Source organism: Faecalicatena sp. Marseille-Q4148 (assembly GCA_018228665.1).
In the GTDB taxonomy this organism is placed as follows: Bacteria; Bacillota; Clostridia; order Lachnospirales; family Lachnospiraceae; genus UBA9414.
The window spans coordinates 2,264,776-2,281,977 of record CP073692.1; the positions used below are offsets into that span (position 1 = coordinate 2,264,776).

Sequence of the window (17,202 nt, forward strand, 5' to 3'; positions counted from 1 at the left end):
AAGTAAACCTTTTATTTATTGATATTATCTATATTATAGTTCATTCTCTTTCTAAGTAAAACCTTATTATAATTATGTAATTCTATAATCTGGTACGACGTAAAAATAATTTGCATCTAAAAAAGGCGGTTGTAAATAAAGTTTGCTAGACTTTATAACATGAAACAGTAAAATAGAATTAACAAAAGGAGGTCGATATAATGAAGATAGGAGAAACGATTTTAAAATTACGAGAAGCGAAAAAAATGTCTCAAGAAGAGTTTGCACAACATTATCATGTGACGAGGCAAACTATTTCAAATTGGGAAAAAGAAAAAAATTATCCGGATTTGCAAACATTAGTCCAGATTAGTAACGAATCAGGAATTTCACTAGATTCTATGCTCAAGGATAATTTTTCTCTAGTACAAGAAATTGATAAAAAAGTGCGGCATCTAAAAATATTTAAAATTGGAACAACCATTGTATTAGCGATAGTCCTTTTAATTTCATCCTATATCGGAATTCAAAAAGGACGACAGAATCATCTCATCCGGACATATGAAGATACGTTAGAAGAAATGGGATTTGAAAAGGAAGGAAATAACTATTACTTAACAGATTCTGATTTTAAATATGAAGTCTATATATTTGACCGGCCGGATATATGGGAATTGAATCAAAAAATGAGTGATAGCGAAAAATTTATAATAGCCACACTTCTTGAAAAGAATCCTGGTTTGAAAGACAATTTAGATGTTACCATTCGGAAAACAAATGATTTTATAACACTTTATCTTTCCAAAGGAAATCACACGATAAATGATACTTCTCCACAGATCAGAGAATATAGCCTTGATAAAAATGGTCAGATCAAGCATAAAGAAAAAATGGATACAGTTGATTATGAAATATATGACCAATTGAAAGATGAGATAGCAAATGGTGTAAAAAAACTAAATGAAATGTATTCAAAGCTTTACGAATAAGGCGCATAAAAGCCCTGTCAAGAGCCTTCCGCCATTGGCGATACTTTGCACTCTTTACTGGGCTTTTTGTTTGCTATATCTTTCATATTGTGCATGTTCTGACTAATTGCTGAATTACATTTGTTTTCTTTTTTCTAGCTGAGATGCCTCAGCCCAATCGTTATAATTTCTTCACATGCGTTAAACATTATCCTGAACCTGTGGCTCTGGAATATGCTTATATAAACAATTGTCTTCCTCCACCATTACATCATAGGATGGTTCGTCCTTCTGAAAAAAAGTTCCATAGGCATCTACAACATATACATACCCTTGCTTAACAATACCATTGATTTCAAAACTTACTTTGTCATTTCTTTTATATTTCGGTTTTCCTAACATAATTATACCTCTTCAAAAGCTCTAATAAAATCCTGATTTATTTTTCTCATCCTTTTTGCAATTTCTGCTAATCATTCCGCAAGGTTCATCGCCAAGAGGATTGGAACTTCCGTCCCCACGCTTAGGAGAGCGAATAGGCGCTGTCAACTGTTTAATATCTTATTCTGTCAATAATTGATTCCTTCTTCACATTTTTACTTAATATAAAGGACAATATCATCTGCATAATTAATAGTACTAAAATCATAATCAAAACTTCAGTTATCGGGAAGTGATATGTGCTGATCCCAAAGAATCCTTCTTCCTTTGAGTATAAAAATGCCCCATATCCTGCCGGAAGTCCTATAATCAAAGAGATTAAAATTGAACCTACGGTGAAGAAGATACCCTCAAGCTGAAGCATTTTCCCTAGCTGCCTGTTACTCATTCCAACCGCCTGAAGTATACCGAACTCTTTTTTTCGTGTGATTACATTCATAATCATCGTATTTGCCATATTAAGGAAACATATTGTTCCAATCAATCCAAGAAACGTGTATGCCATCACCTTAACAAGAAGCGTCTGTTTTTCGGCAAGCTCGTATACTTCATCATAACTCTCCCAGTAAACATGTTCATCATTTTCATAAAGCTGCTCTATTTTACCCTCAACAGCTGTTTTCGCGTCATCATCACACCAAATCCAAAGATATGCATAGCTCTTATCGTATAATCCAAGCTTTTTAGCAGTATCTTCTGTTATAACATAATCTGCCGATACACTTCCGAAAGAACCCATAGCTTCTCCACTATACTTAGCACTTGATTCATCACTATTTAATGTTACATCAAGTTTATCTCCGATTTTTTGTCCTGATTCTTTCATAAAATGAGAAAATGTATATACATATCCATTGGCTTTGCTGACGGAATCATAAGTAAAATCTCCGACTACTCCTGATTTTTCAAGTTCATTTTCAAAGCTTTCTCGATCGAATATTGCAACATCTCGTTTTACTCCATTTTCAGTAAAAGTAAGATATCTTCTTGTCTGTGTTTTTTCTACACCGTCGATTGCTTCAAACGCTTCTATTACTTTATCTGTAATCGGATTGCGCTTTATAATCTCATCAAGATTGTTTTCTGTGTAAACCTGATCTGAATTATCATAGTTTAGCTCTATCTGATAATCGCCATACTCCACATTGTTTCTGGCATCATATCCCGGATCAATACTGCTTGTAAGACTTGATATTATAACAAACAAGATACATGAAAGTCCCATAACAAATATGGTTATAACATTTCTCTTTTTATTAGTAGCAAGATCTGATTTAATCAGTCCCATTATACTTAATGCCTTATGACCTTTTCTGTAACCTTTTTTGCTTACTGTAGACTCTTCGTATGAAAACGCACTGACAGGCGTAATTGTTGTAACCGTTTTGACCGCTCTGATTAACGCAAGTCTTACGGTAATAAGTGATATCAGCGCTGAAATTATAATAACAGGCAGAGAAAATAAAGAAACATCTTTAATCGCCAAATATTCATTACTATCTCTGGCAAAATCCATTGCAGTGTTAAATAAAAGTGATGTTGCAAAATACCCAACTACAAGACCAATTGGTATTGCAAATATTGAAAGAAGCATTCCTTCTGTTACAATTATTTTTTTCATCTGCTTCTTTGTTGCACCAATTGCTTTGATTTTTCCATACTCCTGTATTTTTCGTGCAATTCCGATTTGGAATATGTTGTAAATAACAACTGCTGCAAAAATGACTACAATCAGACAGATAAAAACACATGGAATCAAAACTTCTGCAGTTGGTGAATATTTTGTTACAATGAGATTTCCATTCTCTGATATTGCTTTTTCATCTACCCCAAGCTTATCTGCAAGATCTTTAATCAGTGCCTTTATCTCATCATAATCGCCTTTTATGCTTTCATTAAAAGTGAAATATGCTGTATATCTTTCTTCTCCGTCAGAAACTCTACTATCATAACATTTCTTTGAAACAAGAACTGTCGATGATTGCTGACTTTCGTTCCCGACGCCATCTTTCATTATGCCGGAAATTACAAATTCATGATTTTGAAAAGCTTCCGTTCCATTTCGCCTTACAGGAACAGTTACTTTATCTCCAACTTCTATATTGTTATATCCCAGTTGTTCAAAAAATACTTTTGACGCTGCAATTTCATTTTCATCTTCCGGCATCTTTCCATCTCTAATCATCGTGTATGCGTTTGTCATAAGCAGCGCATTTTCATCTGCCCATACTAACTTAGAATGTCCTTTTGTGTCAGATTCACCGATAGATGCCATCAGACCAATTTCATCAAACTCCCCTCTTTTTCCCATTTCATTGATCTGATCATTATTCATGCCGGCAAATGCACCAATATAGTTTCCATATAGATTTTCTGCATTTTCAATATTGCCTTTTATACCGCCATAGCCAAATGTTCCTATAGCAGTAATCAGCATCGTTGTAAGTGCAATTGCCGCCATGATAAGAAGGCTTCTTGTCTTATTTTCTTTGTTATTGCTTATCGCTATCTTTCCCAAAATCTTCATTTTAGCTCAGCCACCTTTCCGTCCTCAATGACAAGGATTCTGTCTGCCAGCTGGGCAATTTCTTCATTATGCGTAATAATCACAAGCGTCTGACCATATTTTTCCGCAGACAACTTCAGCATCGAAATAACTTCTTCTCCTGTCTTAGTATCCAGATTTCCCGTCGGCTCATCAGCTAACACAATATCAGGCTTTGAAGCCAGAGCTCTTGCAATGGCAACTCTTTGCTGCTGTCCTCCTGATAAGGTGGATGGAAGATTATTTACCTTTTCTTCTATTCCCAAAGTTTTTAAAATATCATTGACATACTTTTCATTTGGTTCTTTTCCATCTAATCCAAGCGGCAAAACCACATTTTCATACACATTAATAGATGATACCAGATTAAATGCCTGAAAAACAAAACCAATCTTCTGTCTTCTAAACACTGCCAGTTCATCTTCAGACATCTTGAAAATATCTTGCCCCTTTATGAATACTTTGCCGCATGTAGGATAATCAAGACCTCCTAAAAGATGTAACAGCGTACTCTTACCGGAGCCTGACTTTCCTATGATTGCAACAAATTCGCCTCTTTTAATTTCTATTTCCGTATTCTGAACTGCCTTTACCTGGTTATCTCCTTCACCATAATATTTACACAGGTTTTCTGTCCTTAAAATTGTATCCATATTGATTACCTCCTCTTTACTGTTCATATTACAGCAAAAGCATTACCGTTTTCTTTCAGAATAAAAATAAAGTCTTACAGATTTGTAAGACTTCACTGAATGATTGGGAGATGAACAACGAATATACTGCCCTTCTTTTTTCCATCAACCACATTATCTTTTACCATAATTGTCCCATTATGCTCTGATATAATACGCCTTGCAAGATAAAGCCCTACACCACTGCCTTCGACTGAGCTGCTGTTATTCCCACGATAAAAACGCTTAAATATACTGTGCTTTTCTTCATCGGAAATTCCTGATCCCTGATCTTTAAATTCAATTCTTACCATTGCATTTAGCTTCATAATGTGAATTGAAATATTCATATTTTCGTCAGAATATTTTATTGCATTATCAAGAATATTAACAAAGGCTTCTGAAAGCCATTTTTTATCGCACATTATAGTTGGCAGCTTATCTTCTCCGCAGTCATCAAAATCTATTGAAATATTCTTTTCATCTGCTTTTAACCAGATACTGTTTACTGCTTCTAAAACCGAATCAAACAAATTCCCTTCCGTAAGCTTGATATCTATCATTCCGCTTTCAAGTCTCGAAATATTGACAAGAGAAAGAATTAGTTTTTCCAATGCTGCAATTTGAAATCCCATAAGAGTTTCCAATTCTTTTCTTTCATCTGATGAAAGTTTTCCATTTTCCATTAATTCATAAGTTGATTTTATTGCTGCAAGCGGAGTCTTTAGCTGATGTGAGATATCGGTAACCACATCCTTCGTTTCTCTTTTGTCATTTTCAGCTTTTTCTTTCACAACAGAAATACTGCTGTATAAACTATCGATTAAAGTCTCAAGTCGTGCAATACTTAAATGACACTCTGATCCGGCAAGATTTCTAAACTCTGATTCAGAAGGATTATAGCTTCCGTCTTTTAAAGCATTAAGTGTGCGCTCAATATCCTCAATGACATAATTATATTTATTTTCAATTTCTTTTTCCTGTCTTTTTAAACTTACTGCAATAACAAGATATACTACAGAAGATGAAACAAGCATAAATATCGTTGATTTTATAAATTCTCTATATGTACTGCTTGCATTATCTTTTATGTATCCGTATTTTTCCAAAACAGTTTCTGCTTCTTCTAAAGTCATTTCACTTTGCTGTTTTTCGGCAAGTATACTTCCAAGCCTCAAAGTCTCGTCTTTATATGAAAAATATTCTTTTGTAATCACTGCAGCATTCAACAGTATCAATGCTATCAAAGGGATCATGTACCATTTGAACTTTCTAATTTTTGACATTCCAGACATACCCAAGTCCTCTTACATTTTTAATCAGATTCTTCCCGTCATCTCCTGAACTAAGCTTCTTTCTTAATCTTGTAATATTCACAGCAACCGTGTTTTCATCTACAAAGTCACTATCGATATCAAAGATTTTTTCAAGTATCTGTTCCTTAGATAAAATAATGTTTGGATTTTCAATAAACATCAAAAGGAGTTTCCATTCATTCTTTGATAATGAAACTTCGACGTCATTTACATAAACCTTCATTGCAGTTTTCTCAACTTTTACATTGCCTGCTTTTATAATCTTGTTTTCACTGGCACTTTCTTTTCTAAAGTATGCATTTATTTTCATAATAAGGACTGATAAGCTAAAAGGTTTTGCTATATAATCGTCTGCGCCCGCTTCATATCCCATTACCATATCCGTTTCCTGATCCAGTGCAGTAAGCATTATGAAATGTGCATTTGTTTTATTTCTAATGCTCTTTATATAGTCAAGTCCGCTGCCGTCCGGAAGATTAATATCACAAAGCAGCATTTCCGGAGTAAATGCTCCCATGATACGCTCTGCCTCCGATATACTTCCTGCCGTCTTAACTTCATACCCTTCCTTTTGAAGAGAAATTTCTATACTTCTTCTAATACTTAATTCATCTTCTAATATTAAAATCCTTCCCATATATCTATCCCTTCCATTGTATACTCTAATATTAACTCATATATATTAACTCAAATAGTATAACATATATAAGAACGAATAGGTGGTGTCAATTCCGGATGCCGCAAAGAAATCTACAAATCTGGGCAAGTTGACGAAAAAAAATTTTGTTGATCGCAATTCAATCTATAATAATTATTCTTTAGAAAGTAGCGTCAACCCTCCTCGTCTAAATCTAATTTTAATACCCCAAAATATATTGACCATATATGAAATATAATTTATTATTTGAGTATAAAACAACCATTATAAATCCAGTATATCAATAAATAGGAGGGTGCAAAATATGAACGAAAATAAGATTTCAAACAGCATTTATATTTCTTTTGCCACATTGGAAGTTATGTTGGGAATATATCTTTCTGAATCATATGACAATGGCGGTTGGTTTTTATTTTGGCTGATGCCGATCCTTCTGATCATGATACCTTGTTATAGAATAATTAAAGAGAATTGGAAATCAAATAACTAGGGGCTATTTTTTCATAAAGTTCTTTGGTGTGAATATGTGATTTATTTTATATTTGGTTATAAATTCAGAAACCATTAAGTTCCAGTTTGGTTTTGTATTGTCGAGCCTCTCCTTTATGGACAGGCTCGATTTTTATTTTCCAGACACTGTCCGAAAGATCTCTCGTAAATTATTTCTGTTGTTTATTATTTTAATAATTCTGCCAGATAATGTTCATCCTTGTTATGGGAGCCATTATATTTTTTATACTCTTTGATGCATCGTACCAGCAATTCTGGATTATTTCCAAAATAATCCGTATAGAACGATGTACTGTTATCATATTTTTTCTTTCCACATTTGATATTTGCCTTTGCAAAATCTTTGGGTTTCATGCTTGATTTTACTTTTTCATAAGCACTTGTCAGTTGCTCGGCTATAATAAAGAGCATCTCTAATTCTGGTTTTGTACAATATTTTTCTACACTAACAACTTTATGCTTATATTCCGGTGGGATCTTCATTGCATCACTTTGTTTATCTCCAATGCGGTAAATTTTTACTTCACCTGAATAAATATTTAATTCTGTCCGCACTTGGGCAGAAGACTTAATTTGTCTTGCATGATAAGGCGTCAATCCAAGTAAATCATCCTCTGTAAAATTCAGGCAGTCATTTTTCAAAAGGATATTTATGATTTCCCGTTCATTCGGTCCTTCACACATAATAAGCAGCTTCATTTCTTCAATTCTTTCTTCAAACACATCAATTCTTCATAGTTGACAGCTGTTTGAAAAACATTATTATAAAACTGCCTGCTTTTTAATAATTCTGGCCTGATGTCATATCCGCTATACATATTGGTAAGATATACTTTTTCATTAGCTCTGGAAATAAAAATATTATCCTGACGATTGAACAAATCCAGTAATTCGCAATAGTGAGTAGTAAAGATCAATGTCGCTTTGTGCTTATTTACAGACTTATCTTTATAAAGGCTAATCATATTTTCCACTAATGTTTTATGAAAATGATTTTCCACTTCATCTACAATGAGATCAAAGCCATTCTGCAAAGATGCAACAACCAGGATATATAAAAGCATTCCCTTTGTAGTACCACTGGATAATTGATACAAAAGCTCTTTGTCTGAAAGAGTTCTTTCCTGTCCGCAGAAAACCATTTTATAATTATGGTCATCCAGTTTTTTTAAATCTGAAATATTTTCATCAAAAATAGAAATTACTTTGCTTAATATATCCGTTGAAATATGATAATCTTTCAGTGTGGCAAAAAGCAAACGATACGTATCTGCACCATTTCCAAAACTATCAAAATAAATTGCTCTTGTTGCTTTCTTCTTCAACACAAAAAATATACTGGAAGTATCTTCTGGAAGTTCACCTGGTGCATTTACATCAGAAAATCCTTCCTCAGTATAAATTCCTTTTATGTTGCTCTTGTAATATTTCTTTCTACGGATTCTTTGATTCGTAAAAATAGCCTTACTTCCAATAGAATCGCTATTCCTAAGAACTGTCTCGTAACGGTAAATATATCCATCATAATAAAAGTCCATCAAAAGTTCCACGTTTTCAAAACTGTATGGCTTTGCTTCCAGGCGGAAATCACCAAGAATAGAGAAGCACGCATCTAATAATTCAACTGCTGTGGTTTTTCCAGAAGCATTCTTTCCAACAAATGCCATCGTGTTATACGTATACAATTCGTCAGCAATTTCTTGCAGCTCGTACTCTTTATCTTCTAATGTTTTTTTTGATCTTGCCACAAGATCAATTTCAAATTCATCTGAACAATTTTTGAAGTGGTTCGCTTTTACATGCAATAATTTCATCACTTCTCACCTCCTACCCACATCATATCATTTTATAGATATTAAAACAATAAAAATGTTCTAATTTAGATATTATTAGGATATTATATCCATTTTCCATTATTATATGCATGTGGTTACTTTTCCTATCTGATTAGTCACTTCAAGATGATACTAACTATTTTTCTCTACACAAACTTCTTCTTTGTTAATCTATAACTCATAGAAATCAGATTTTTATCTCATCTTCTTCCACACTTCCATCTAAAAGAATACTGATCCATTGTTCTTTATTCATGTGATATGCTGGAAAGTATCCTGTTTTCTGTCTCAGAGTACCTATGAGGAATAGATCACACTTTCCTCCTTTAGTTTATCCAATTTTCCTCTTACCAAATTTTTAATAAGGCAATGATTTCCCGCTTCATCATGACTGGCGTGTATCTGCTTGGAAAGTATTTATAAAGCTGTTCATTGGTAAATGCAACTCGTGTGATCTCACCTTTTTTAACCTCACTCATGATTTCCTGCATCTTTTCCAATGTTAGTTTTTTCTTTACTTAATTTTTTTATTCTTTGTGCCTGAGATAATGAGGGTATAGCCTGAGCATAATCCATAGCCTCCAACAATTGTTTTTGCTCCTCTTTCTCTAAAACTGATATTTCTACTGCCGGATTAAATGAAATCAATTCATCATCCAGTCTTTGTAAAAATTCTGATATCAGCCACGTTAGAGAAATATAGCGTTATATCGGCTTTACACTCTCATCACATTCCGCACTGATAATCTCCACAGTTCTCCTTTTTTGCGTTTTGTGGTCAACTTAACCTTTTTCCCTTTTTGATCTTTTTTCAGCACATCATTCTTCATTTTGTAAGCAAACGCTTTTTCACTGAAACTGATTTTTTCTCTATGAAGATTGGAATCCACCATACTAAAAATGGATTCATCTTCACTCATCACCCGTATATAACCAAGAAGTTCTGCTGCATGTCTTCTCCTGTATCCCGCTGTAATTTCATAAACACCATCCGGAACAGGTCTTACAATTAATGGTTTTAATATTCCATACTTCTCAATACTTTCCTTTAGTAGATGCATCTCCTTATCATCTTTCACCTGAAAAGGATAATCTTTAAAAGAACGGAGTCTTTCAATCTCAATTTCAATAATCTTTTCCTCCTTCTGGATCCAATAAAAAAGCCCGTTTGGATCCGATTCTCTTTCAAATCAGTTCCAAACGAGCATCTCGTTTTTTATTAGTTGTCAGCTAACAATTATTCCATTGTATTAGCTGAAAATCATCCTCACAGCAATAAGCTCATACATTTTTATTTTATAATAAGGATAATAAAAAACCTCCAAGTGCCAGTCTAGCAAACAAACCACTCGGAGGTGCAAATAAATGCTCCCTAATTATATCAAAGATTTACTTGATTTAGAAGATATTATTATCACAAAAATAGTTCATGCAGATAAGTATGTGAAATTCTTTCTGGACACCAAACCCAAACTACATATTTGTCCGGTCTGCGGGAACTCTACATCTAAAATTCACGATTATCGTTGGCAGACTATCAAAGATTTACCTTTTCAGTTAAAGAACTGCTATCTTTTCCTTCATAAACGGCGTTATGTATGTTCTTGCGGAAAGAAATTCTATGAGGCCTATGAATTCCTTCCCAGATATCTGCATCGGACAAAACGGCTTACATGGAAAATAGCGGAGCTTCTGCATGAAACTGTTAGTTTAAAATCTGTAGCAAAACATCCAATGTTTCTGTCACAACCGTCTGCAGAATACTCGACAGTATCCACTATTCCTGTCCGTCTTTAAAAGAATCTGTTTCTATCGATGAATTCAAAGAAAATGCCCCCACAGGTAAGTATCAATGCATTCTTGTAAACCCAAAGGATCATTCCATTATGGATATTCTTCCTGACCGTACACAGTCTCATCTTACTTCCTATTTTCGGGAAATCGATCGTGCTCAGCGGCTCAGAGTAAAGTATTTCATCTGTGATATGTGGCAGCCCTACGTTGATATTGCCCATACTTTTTTCCCGAATGCAAAAGTATGTATTGATAAATATCATTTCATTCGACAGGTCACTTGGGCTATGGAAAATGTCCGCAAACGTCTGCAGAAAACCATGACCGTTACCATGCACAAATATTATAAACGTAGCCATAAGCTTCTCCTGACCAGGTATCAGAAACTAAAAGAAGAAAACAAAAAAGCGTGTGACCTGATGCTTCTGTATAATGATGATCTGCGATTGGCACATTGGTTGAAGGAAAAGTTTTATGATCTCTGTCAGGACACTAAATATTCTCGGCAACGAAAAGACTTCTATGATTGGATAAAAATTGCAGAATCTTCCGGATTAAAGGAATTTGAAAAATGTGCTGACACATACCGCCGCTGGTCAAAAGAAATATTAGATGCTTTTAAATACGGAATCACAAATGGGACGACAGAAGGTTTTAATAATAAGATCAAGGTACTAAAGCGAACCTCTTATGGAATTCGAAACTTTGAACGTTTCCGTACCAGAATCTTACATAGTACAAACTAAATAGAACCTTATAAACAAGACTGGCACGAAGGTTTATTTTTCATGCCCTAATATAAGTATAGAACTTAAAAATGTAAAAAAGGCTCCAAACGCAGTAACGGGGCGGGATTCCTAAGAATCCCACCCCAAAACTTGACATAGAGCCCAAAAAAGCGCCCCACAATTTGCATTTTTACAAATTATCGAACGCTTTTGGCTACCGTCCCGTATAGGAATCGAACCTATAACTGAGTCTTAGGAGGACCCTGTTATATCCATTTAACTAACGAGACATACTATAATTTCCGGCTAAACCTAAGTTTCCACCGAAAATTATACTATACCTGGCTTCAAAAGACAAGGACTTTTACTGAAAATTGATCCGTCCCTGAAGCAATATTTCACCTTTAAACCGCCTTCCAATCTCCGGTTCTCCTGACAACTCTGCCATCGGGACACAGACATCAAAATGCAGGTCATTGACATTCAATGTAAGAATATACAGCGTCTCATTTGTTTTGTCATTCACAACCATCTGCATATCCAGTATTTCTCCAAGAATCGAATACAACGTACATTCCAGTCCATAAGGCATAAAGTAGGTTGCAACAATACTTAAAACGTCTTCTTTTCCGATTCTCTGTGATACTTTTGAATATGTATCGATATCATCAAGCGTCAGACTTTCCAATGCTTGAGAATCTCCCTGTCTCGCAGCGCTGAGCAGCATCATACGATTATGAGCCTCTTCCTGCTGTGCCTGTTGGACTGCTTCATTCTTCACGATCGGAAGCAGTATTTTCCCCCGGTTAGCGAGTCCCGCAAGCGTAACACTTGTTGACCTTGTTCCCAGTGTCTGAAGCTGATATTCCTTCATATATTCCACATTATTTTGTAACTGAAATATTATGCTGACGCCTACCCTGGCGTCCTCACAGACGCCAAGATAAGCCTCTTGATCTATTTTTTTCTCTACAACTACATCGGCGTAGGAGGTAATTCCACTTCCTTCAAAATACGGAAAGTAGTATTCTCGTTCAAATTCATCCCAGTCATTTATTTCTCCGCAGGACTTCACTCCGATTCCAATTCCGTACTCTCTTACAAACTCGCAAAAATCACAATCTTTTGTCAGCTCTGCCAACGTATGACTTGAAAAATCTTCTTCTGTTTCCTCCAGAAGCTCTCTCTCCTGCCGACGGGTTGTAATATTTGAAAATCCAATTGCTTTTAAATATTGATGCATCAAATCCTCTTCCTAGCGTGTCACAGGCTGAAGTTCTGTCTTTCCTCCCATGTATGGCTGTAATGCCTCCGGAATCTTCACAGAGCCGTCTGCCTGCAGATTGTTCTCTAAAAATGCAATCAGCATTCTTGGCGGTGCTACTACTGTATTATTAAGTGTATGTGCGAAGTATTTACCGTTTTCACCATTCACACGGATTTTCAGACGTCTTGCCTGTGCATCTCCGAGGTTTGAACAGCTTCCTACTTCAAAGTATTTTTTCTGTCTTGGAGACCATGCTTCTACGTCACAAGATTTTACTTTTAAGTCTGCCAGATCTCCTGAACAGCATTCTAATGTACGAACCGGAATATCCAATGTACGGAAGAAATCTACCGTGTTCTTCCACATAATGTCATACCATTTTTTACTTTCTTCCGGTTTACATACAACTACCATTTCCTGTTTTTCAAACTGATGAATACGATATACTCCACGTTCCTCAATTCCATGTGCACCTTTTTCTTTTCGGAAACATGGAGAATAACTTGTTAATGTCTGTGGAAGTTCGCTCTCATCCAACATCTGATCGATAAATTTACCAATCATAGAATGTTCACTTGTTCCGATCAGATACAGATCTTCACCCTCAATTTTATACATCATTGCATCCATCTCTGCAAAGCTCATAACACCTGTTACAACGCTGCTGCGAATCATGTATGGCGGAATATAGTAAGTAAATCCTCTGTCAATCATGAAATCTCTTGCATAAGAGATTACTGCAGAATGAAGTCTTGCGATATCGCCTTTCAGATAATAAAATCCATTTCCTGCCACACGTCCGGCAGCATCAAGGTCAATTCCGTCGAAGCTTTTCATAATATCTGCGTGATATGGAATCTCAAAATCAGGAACAACCGGTTCTCCGAATTTTTCAATTTCCACATTTTCACTATCATCTTTTCCAATCGGAACAGAAGGATCAATAATGTTCGGAATTACCATCATAATCTGCAAAATACGATCTTCTACTTCTTTTTCTCTTGCAGACAGTTCTTCGATTCTTCCTGCCTCTTCAGCAACCTGTTTCTTATATCCTTCTGCTTCTTCTTTCTTTCCCTGTGCCATGCAAGCACCAATCATTTTAGAAATTTTGTTCTTATTTGCCCGCAGAGCTTCTACTTCCTGCTTAATATTTCTGTTTTCTACATCTAATTCGATTACTTCATCTACCAACGGAAGTTTCTCATCCTGAAATTTATTTTTAATGTTCTGTTTTACTACGTCTGGATTACTTCTTAAAAATTTAATGTCTAACATGTTTTTTCTCCTTTATATCTCATTCTTTAAAATCTAGGCCATAGGCTTCCTGAAAAATTGCTCTGTCCAGGGATTCTTCCTCTTCTTCACACAATTCTATATAACTCTGGCCTTTAATTACTTCTTTCATATAAGTATAGCATCTTTCCTGGGTGTGCATGACATTTAAAATGAAACCATTGTCATCTCCATCTAACAATGTCAGCGCAAAACTTAATTTATGCTCCATCCCCTCAAATGCATTATACCGCACAATACCTACTTTCTGGTAATGTTCTTTCAAATGTTGACTAATTTCTTTTAATTCATTCTCGATAGTCCCGGTTTTTTCCGCCATCTGATCTAATTCGAGGAATTTCTGGTTCATCTCTTCTTCCAAAGTTTTTCCATCTTTTCCTTTCATAAACCTGTTATAGCTGTTTTTTAACCGGTTATATTTCATATTCACACTGACTGTAAAGAAAAACAACAAAACAATCACAATGAACATTGCAAGAAACAGATACCCCGGATCAAATCCGATGCTTTCTAACATCCTGCTTTCCATATACCATACTCCCTTTTATCTAACTGTTCTTTCCTGATTGTTCTCTATTTCATCCCCATTACCATCTCGAATATACGTTCGAGATCGTCTTGTGAATAATATTCTATTTCAATTTTTCCTTTTCCGTTACGTTTCTGATTAACGTGTACTTTCGTTCCCATTACAGATTTCATTTTTTCTTCTAAATCACGATAAATGAAATCATTTTCAACTTCTCTTTTTGCTTTCTCTTTTTTTGGAGTTTTCAAAGATTTAATGAGTTTTTCCGTTTCACGAACACTTAATTTCTCATCAAAAATCTTGTTTGCAAGTACATATTGCTGTTCCTGATCTTCAATTGCCAGCAAAGCTCTGGCATGTCCGGTTGTAATCATGTCATCGACAATCATCTGTTGAACTTTTTCATTTAATTTCAGAAGACGCATGGAGTTTGTTACTGCTGTTCTGCTCTTAGAAACTCTTTCGGCTACTTCATCCTGCTTTAAATGAAATTCTGTAAGCAATTTTTTGAAAGCCATAGCTTCTTCAATGGGATTCAAATTTTCTCTTTGGATATTCTCAATCAATGCAATCTCTACGACTTCTTGATCGGTAAATTCCTTTACAATTACCGGAACTTCTTTCAGACCAGCTATCTTTGCAGCTCTCCATCTTCTTTCTCCTGCAATGATTTCATAGTAATCATTTTTCTTCTGTACAATAAGCGGCTGCAAAACTCCAATTTGCTTAATAGAATCTGCAAGTTCCAAAAGTGAATCTTCTTCGAAATTTCTTCTCGGCTGTTCACGGTTCGGTTCAACCTTCGTAATCTTCACCATCTGTTCGCCGCTTTCGCGGATTTCAAAATCTTTCTTCTTTGCCGGAGTTTTTTCCAATTGCACAGCTTTTTCCGGAAGTTTATCATGTTTGTGATCCGGAATCAAACTATCTAATCCCTTTCCCAAACCGCCTCTTTTTACTGCCATGATTATTCTTCCTCCTCTCTTGCAATCACTTCGTCTGCCAAAAGCATATAGCTCTCTGCTCCTGTAGATTTCGGATCATATATATTGATTGGAAGTCCGTGACTTGGTGCTTCTGCAAGACGGATATTTCTAGGAATAATTGTCTTGTAAATCCTCTGTTGAAGATTGTCTTTCACATTTTCCACTACTTGTAGTGAAAGATTTGTTCTTGCATCATACATAGTAAATACAACGCCTTCCATTTCCAATAGTGGATTCAATCTTTCTCTAACAAGTTCGATTGTATGAATTAATTGGCTTAATCCTTCCAATGCATAATATTCACACTGAATAGGTACGAGAACGGTATCTGCGGTTGTCATCGCATTGATCGTCAACATACTCAGTGACGGTGGACAGTCAATAATTACAAAATCATAATTATCTCTAATCTTATTTACCTCATCGCGAATAATAAACTCTTTATTCTCCACTCCGATCAATTCAATTTCTGCTCCCGATAAATCTATATTAGTTGGAAGAACATCCAAATTTTCTAATGCTTCTTTGCAGAGTACTTCCTCGATTGTTGCCTGTCCAATGATCAGATCATAAACTGTCTTTTCTACACCATCTTTATCTATTCCGAGTCCACTTGTCATGTTACCCTGCGGGTCCATGTCAATCGCTAAGACCTTTTTTCCTTTTGCTGCAAGGCATGAAGACAAATTGATGGATGTAGTTGTTTTTCCTACGCCGCCCTTCTGATTTGCAACGGCTATTATTCTTCCCATACGATGTCACCTTTCTATATCTATACTCCTGTTTCTTTCATACCTACTTTCGCTGTAAGTGTGTTACTATATGATTATAGCATCTTTTTTCTTTAGATTCCATAAAATGTTTCACGTGAAACATTTTTTATTTACTTTTTCTTTATGTTTCATAAAGATTTTATTTGACTTTCGTTTATAAATACTGCTTTTTATAAAACGATTCATATGTTTCACGTGAAACATGTAAATCGTTATATTTTGGCATCGCTATGTTTTTGAAAGTATTCAGATGCGAGGATACTATACATTGCCATATCTCCAATTCCACTATTACTCCATCCGGCCTGTCGTAATGTTCCTTCGTATTGAAGACCACACTTTTTCATTACTTTACCTGAGCCCGGATTTCTAAGATCATACATGGTTTCTATTCTATTTACACCTACTTCTTCAAATAAGAATGAAATGATTGCTGCAAATGCTTCAGTTGTATATCCCTGACCCCACCATTTTCTTCCTATGCAATATCCTATTTGTACTTTTTCTACTCTTTCATCTAATTCTACTACAGATATGGTACCTATAACTTCTCCAAAGGATTTTGGCACAATTCCCCATTGATAAAAATCAGATTTTTCATATTGACTTTTCCATATTTTTAATATATCTTCCGCCATTTTTATTTCTTTATTTGCTGGCCAAGTCAAAAATTTTGTAACTTCCGGATCATTTGACCAGTTTTGAAACATATTTTCTGCATCTTCGATTTCCAGCGGCCTTAAAACTAATCGTTCTGTTTCCATTCTAATTGTTCCTTTATGTTGCATACCGGTTTCTCCTTTCGATGTCATACTTTTGGCACATAATTCTTTTTCTTTAGAAATTACTAAATATTTTATCACACTTTTTCCAATGTTTCACGTGAAACATTTTCAAAATATTTTC

Annotated in this window: 15 protein-coding genes, 1 tRNA gene and 2 pseudogenes; 3 read left to right on the forward strand and 15 right to left on the reverse strand. The window is 35.1% G+C overall.

The features are described 5' to 3' along the window. Positions 1-200 precede the first annotated feature (200 nt). Positions 201-968, forward strand: coding sequence for a helix-turn-helix transcriptional regulator (locus KFE17_10760; GenBank protein ID QUO31353.1), 768 nt, complete (start codon positions 201-203; stop codon positions 966-968). Between the two features lie 180 nt (positions 969-1,148). Here the strand turns inward: KFE17_10760 and KFE17_10765 are convergent, their stop codons facing one another. From KFE17_10765 to KFE17_10785, 5 genes are all read right to left on the reverse strand, one after another. After that, positions 1,149-1,349: a hypothetical protein gene (locus KFE17_10765; GenBank protein ID QUO31354.1), complete on the reverse strand. Its 201-nt coding sequence runs from the start codon at positions 1,347-1,349 to the stop codon at positions 1,149-1,151. Between the two features lie 151 nt (positions 1,350-1,500). After that, positions 1,501-3,915, reverse strand: coding sequence for an ABC transporter permease (locus tag KFE17_10770; GenBank protein ID QUO31355.1), 2,415 nt, complete (start codon positions 3,913-3,915; stop codon positions 1,501-1,503). Next, on the reverse strand, positions 3,912-4,586 hold the full coding sequence (locus KFE17_10775; protein QUO31356.1) for an ABC transporter ATP-binding protein: 675 nt from the start codon (positions 4,584-4,586) through the stop codon (positions 3,912-3,914). Before KFE17_10775 ends, KFE17_10770 begins: the two co-directional genes overlap by 4 nt. Before the next feature lie 92 nt (positions 4,587-4,678). After that, positions 4,679-5,899, reverse strand: a complete 1,221-nt coding sequence (locus KFE17_10780; protein QUO31357.1) for a HAMP domain-containing histidine kinase — start codon at positions 5,897-5,899, stop codon at positions 4,679-4,681. Beyond that, positions 5,877-6,557 carry a response regulator transcription factor gene (locus KFE17_10785; protein QUO31358.1) on the reverse strand — a complete coding sequence of 227 codons (681 nt, stop codon included), beginning with the start codon at positions 6,555-6,557 and terminating at the stop codon, positions 5,877-5,879. The genes KFE17_10780 and KFE17_10785 overlap by 23 nt, the downstream gene beginning before the upstream one ends. Positions 6,558-6,882: 325 nt before the next feature. Between KFE17_10785 and KFE17_10790 the strand changes: the two genes are divergently transcribed. Then, positions 6,883-7,068 (forward strand): hypothetical protein, encoded by a 186-nt coding sequence (locus KFE17_10790; GenBank protein ID QUO31359.1) that lies wholly within the window; start codon positions 6,883-6,885, stop codon positions 7,066-7,068. A 185-nt stretch (positions 7,069-7,253) separates the two neighbouring features. Here KFE17_10790 and KFE17_10795 read toward each other — a convergent pair whose 3' ends face one another. The 3 genes and pseudogenes from KFE17_10795 to KFE17_10805 all read right to left on the reverse strand — a co-directional run bounded on the left by KFE17_10795 (position 7,254) and on the right by KFE17_10805 (position 10,074). Continuing rightward, positions 7,254-7,787 carry a GNAT family acetyltransferase gene (locus KFE17_10795; GenBank protein ID QUO33693.1) on the reverse strand — a complete coding sequence of 178 codons (534 nt, stop codon included), beginning with the start codon at positions 7,785-7,787 and terminating at the stop codon, positions 7,254-7,256. Further along, complete coding sequence (locus KFE17_10800) at positions 7,784-8,902, reverse strand: ATP-binding protein (protein ID QUO31360.1); 1,119 nt, start codon at positions 8,900-8,902, stop codon at positions 7,784-7,786. Before KFE17_10800 ends, KFE17_10795 begins: the two co-directional genes overlap by 4 nt. A gap of 368 nt (positions 8,903-9,270) precedes the next feature. After that, positions 9,271-10,074: pseudogene (locus KFE17_10805) on the reverse strand (ParB/RepB/Spo0J family partition protein). A gap of 214 nt (positions 10,075-10,288) precedes the next feature. Between KFE17_10805 and KFE17_10810 the strand changes: the two are divergent. Continuing rightward, positions 10,289-11,463 (forward strand): annotated as a pseudogene (locus tag KFE17_10810) (ISL3 family transposase). A 200-nt stretch (positions 11,464-11,663) separates the two neighbouring features. Here the strand turns inward: KFE17_10810 and KFE17_10815 are convergent. The 7 genes from KFE17_10815 to KFE17_10845 form a co-directional block, all read right to left on the reverse strand. Next, positions 11,664-11,735, reverse strand: a tRNA-Arg gene (locus KFE17_10815). Between the two features lie 74 nt (positions 11,736-11,809). Beyond that, positions 11,810-12,688, reverse strand: coding sequence for a DUF3881 family protein (locus KFE17_10820; GenBank protein ID QUO31361.1), 879 nt, complete (start codon positions 12,686-12,688; stop codon positions 11,810-11,812). Positions 12,689-12,700: 12 nt separating this feature from the next. After that, positions 12,701-13,990, reverse strand: a complete 1,290-nt coding sequence (serS, locus tag KFE17_10825) for a serine--tRNA ligase (protein QUO31362.1) — start codon at positions 13,988-13,990, stop codon at positions 12,701-12,703. A gap of 19 nt (positions 13,991-14,009) precedes the next feature. After that, complete coding sequence (locus tag KFE17_10830) at positions 14,010-14,537, reverse strand: DUF4446 family protein (GenBank protein QUO31363.1); 528 nt, start codon at positions 14,535-14,537, stop codon at positions 14,010-14,012. A gap of 44 nt (positions 14,538-14,581) precedes the next feature. Then, positions 14,582-15,502: a ParB/RepB/Spo0J family partition protein gene (locus KFE17_10835; protein ID QUO31364.1), complete on the reverse strand. Its 921-nt coding sequence runs from the start codon at positions 15,500-15,502 to the stop codon at positions 14,582-14,584. A gap of 2 nt (positions 15,503-15,504) precedes the next feature. Next, positions 15,505-16,275 (reverse strand): ParA family protein, encoded by a 771-nt coding sequence (locus KFE17_10840; GenBank protein QUO31365.1) that lies wholly within the window; start codon positions 16,273-16,275, stop codon positions 15,505-15,507. A gap of 233 nt (positions 16,276-16,508) precedes the next feature. Continuing rightward, entirely contained in the window at positions 16,509-17,084 is a 576-nt protein-coding gene (locus tag KFE17_10845; GenBank protein ID QUO31366.1) for a GNAT family N-acetyltransferase, read from the reverse strand. Positions 17,085-17,202 lie beyond the last annotated feature (118 nt).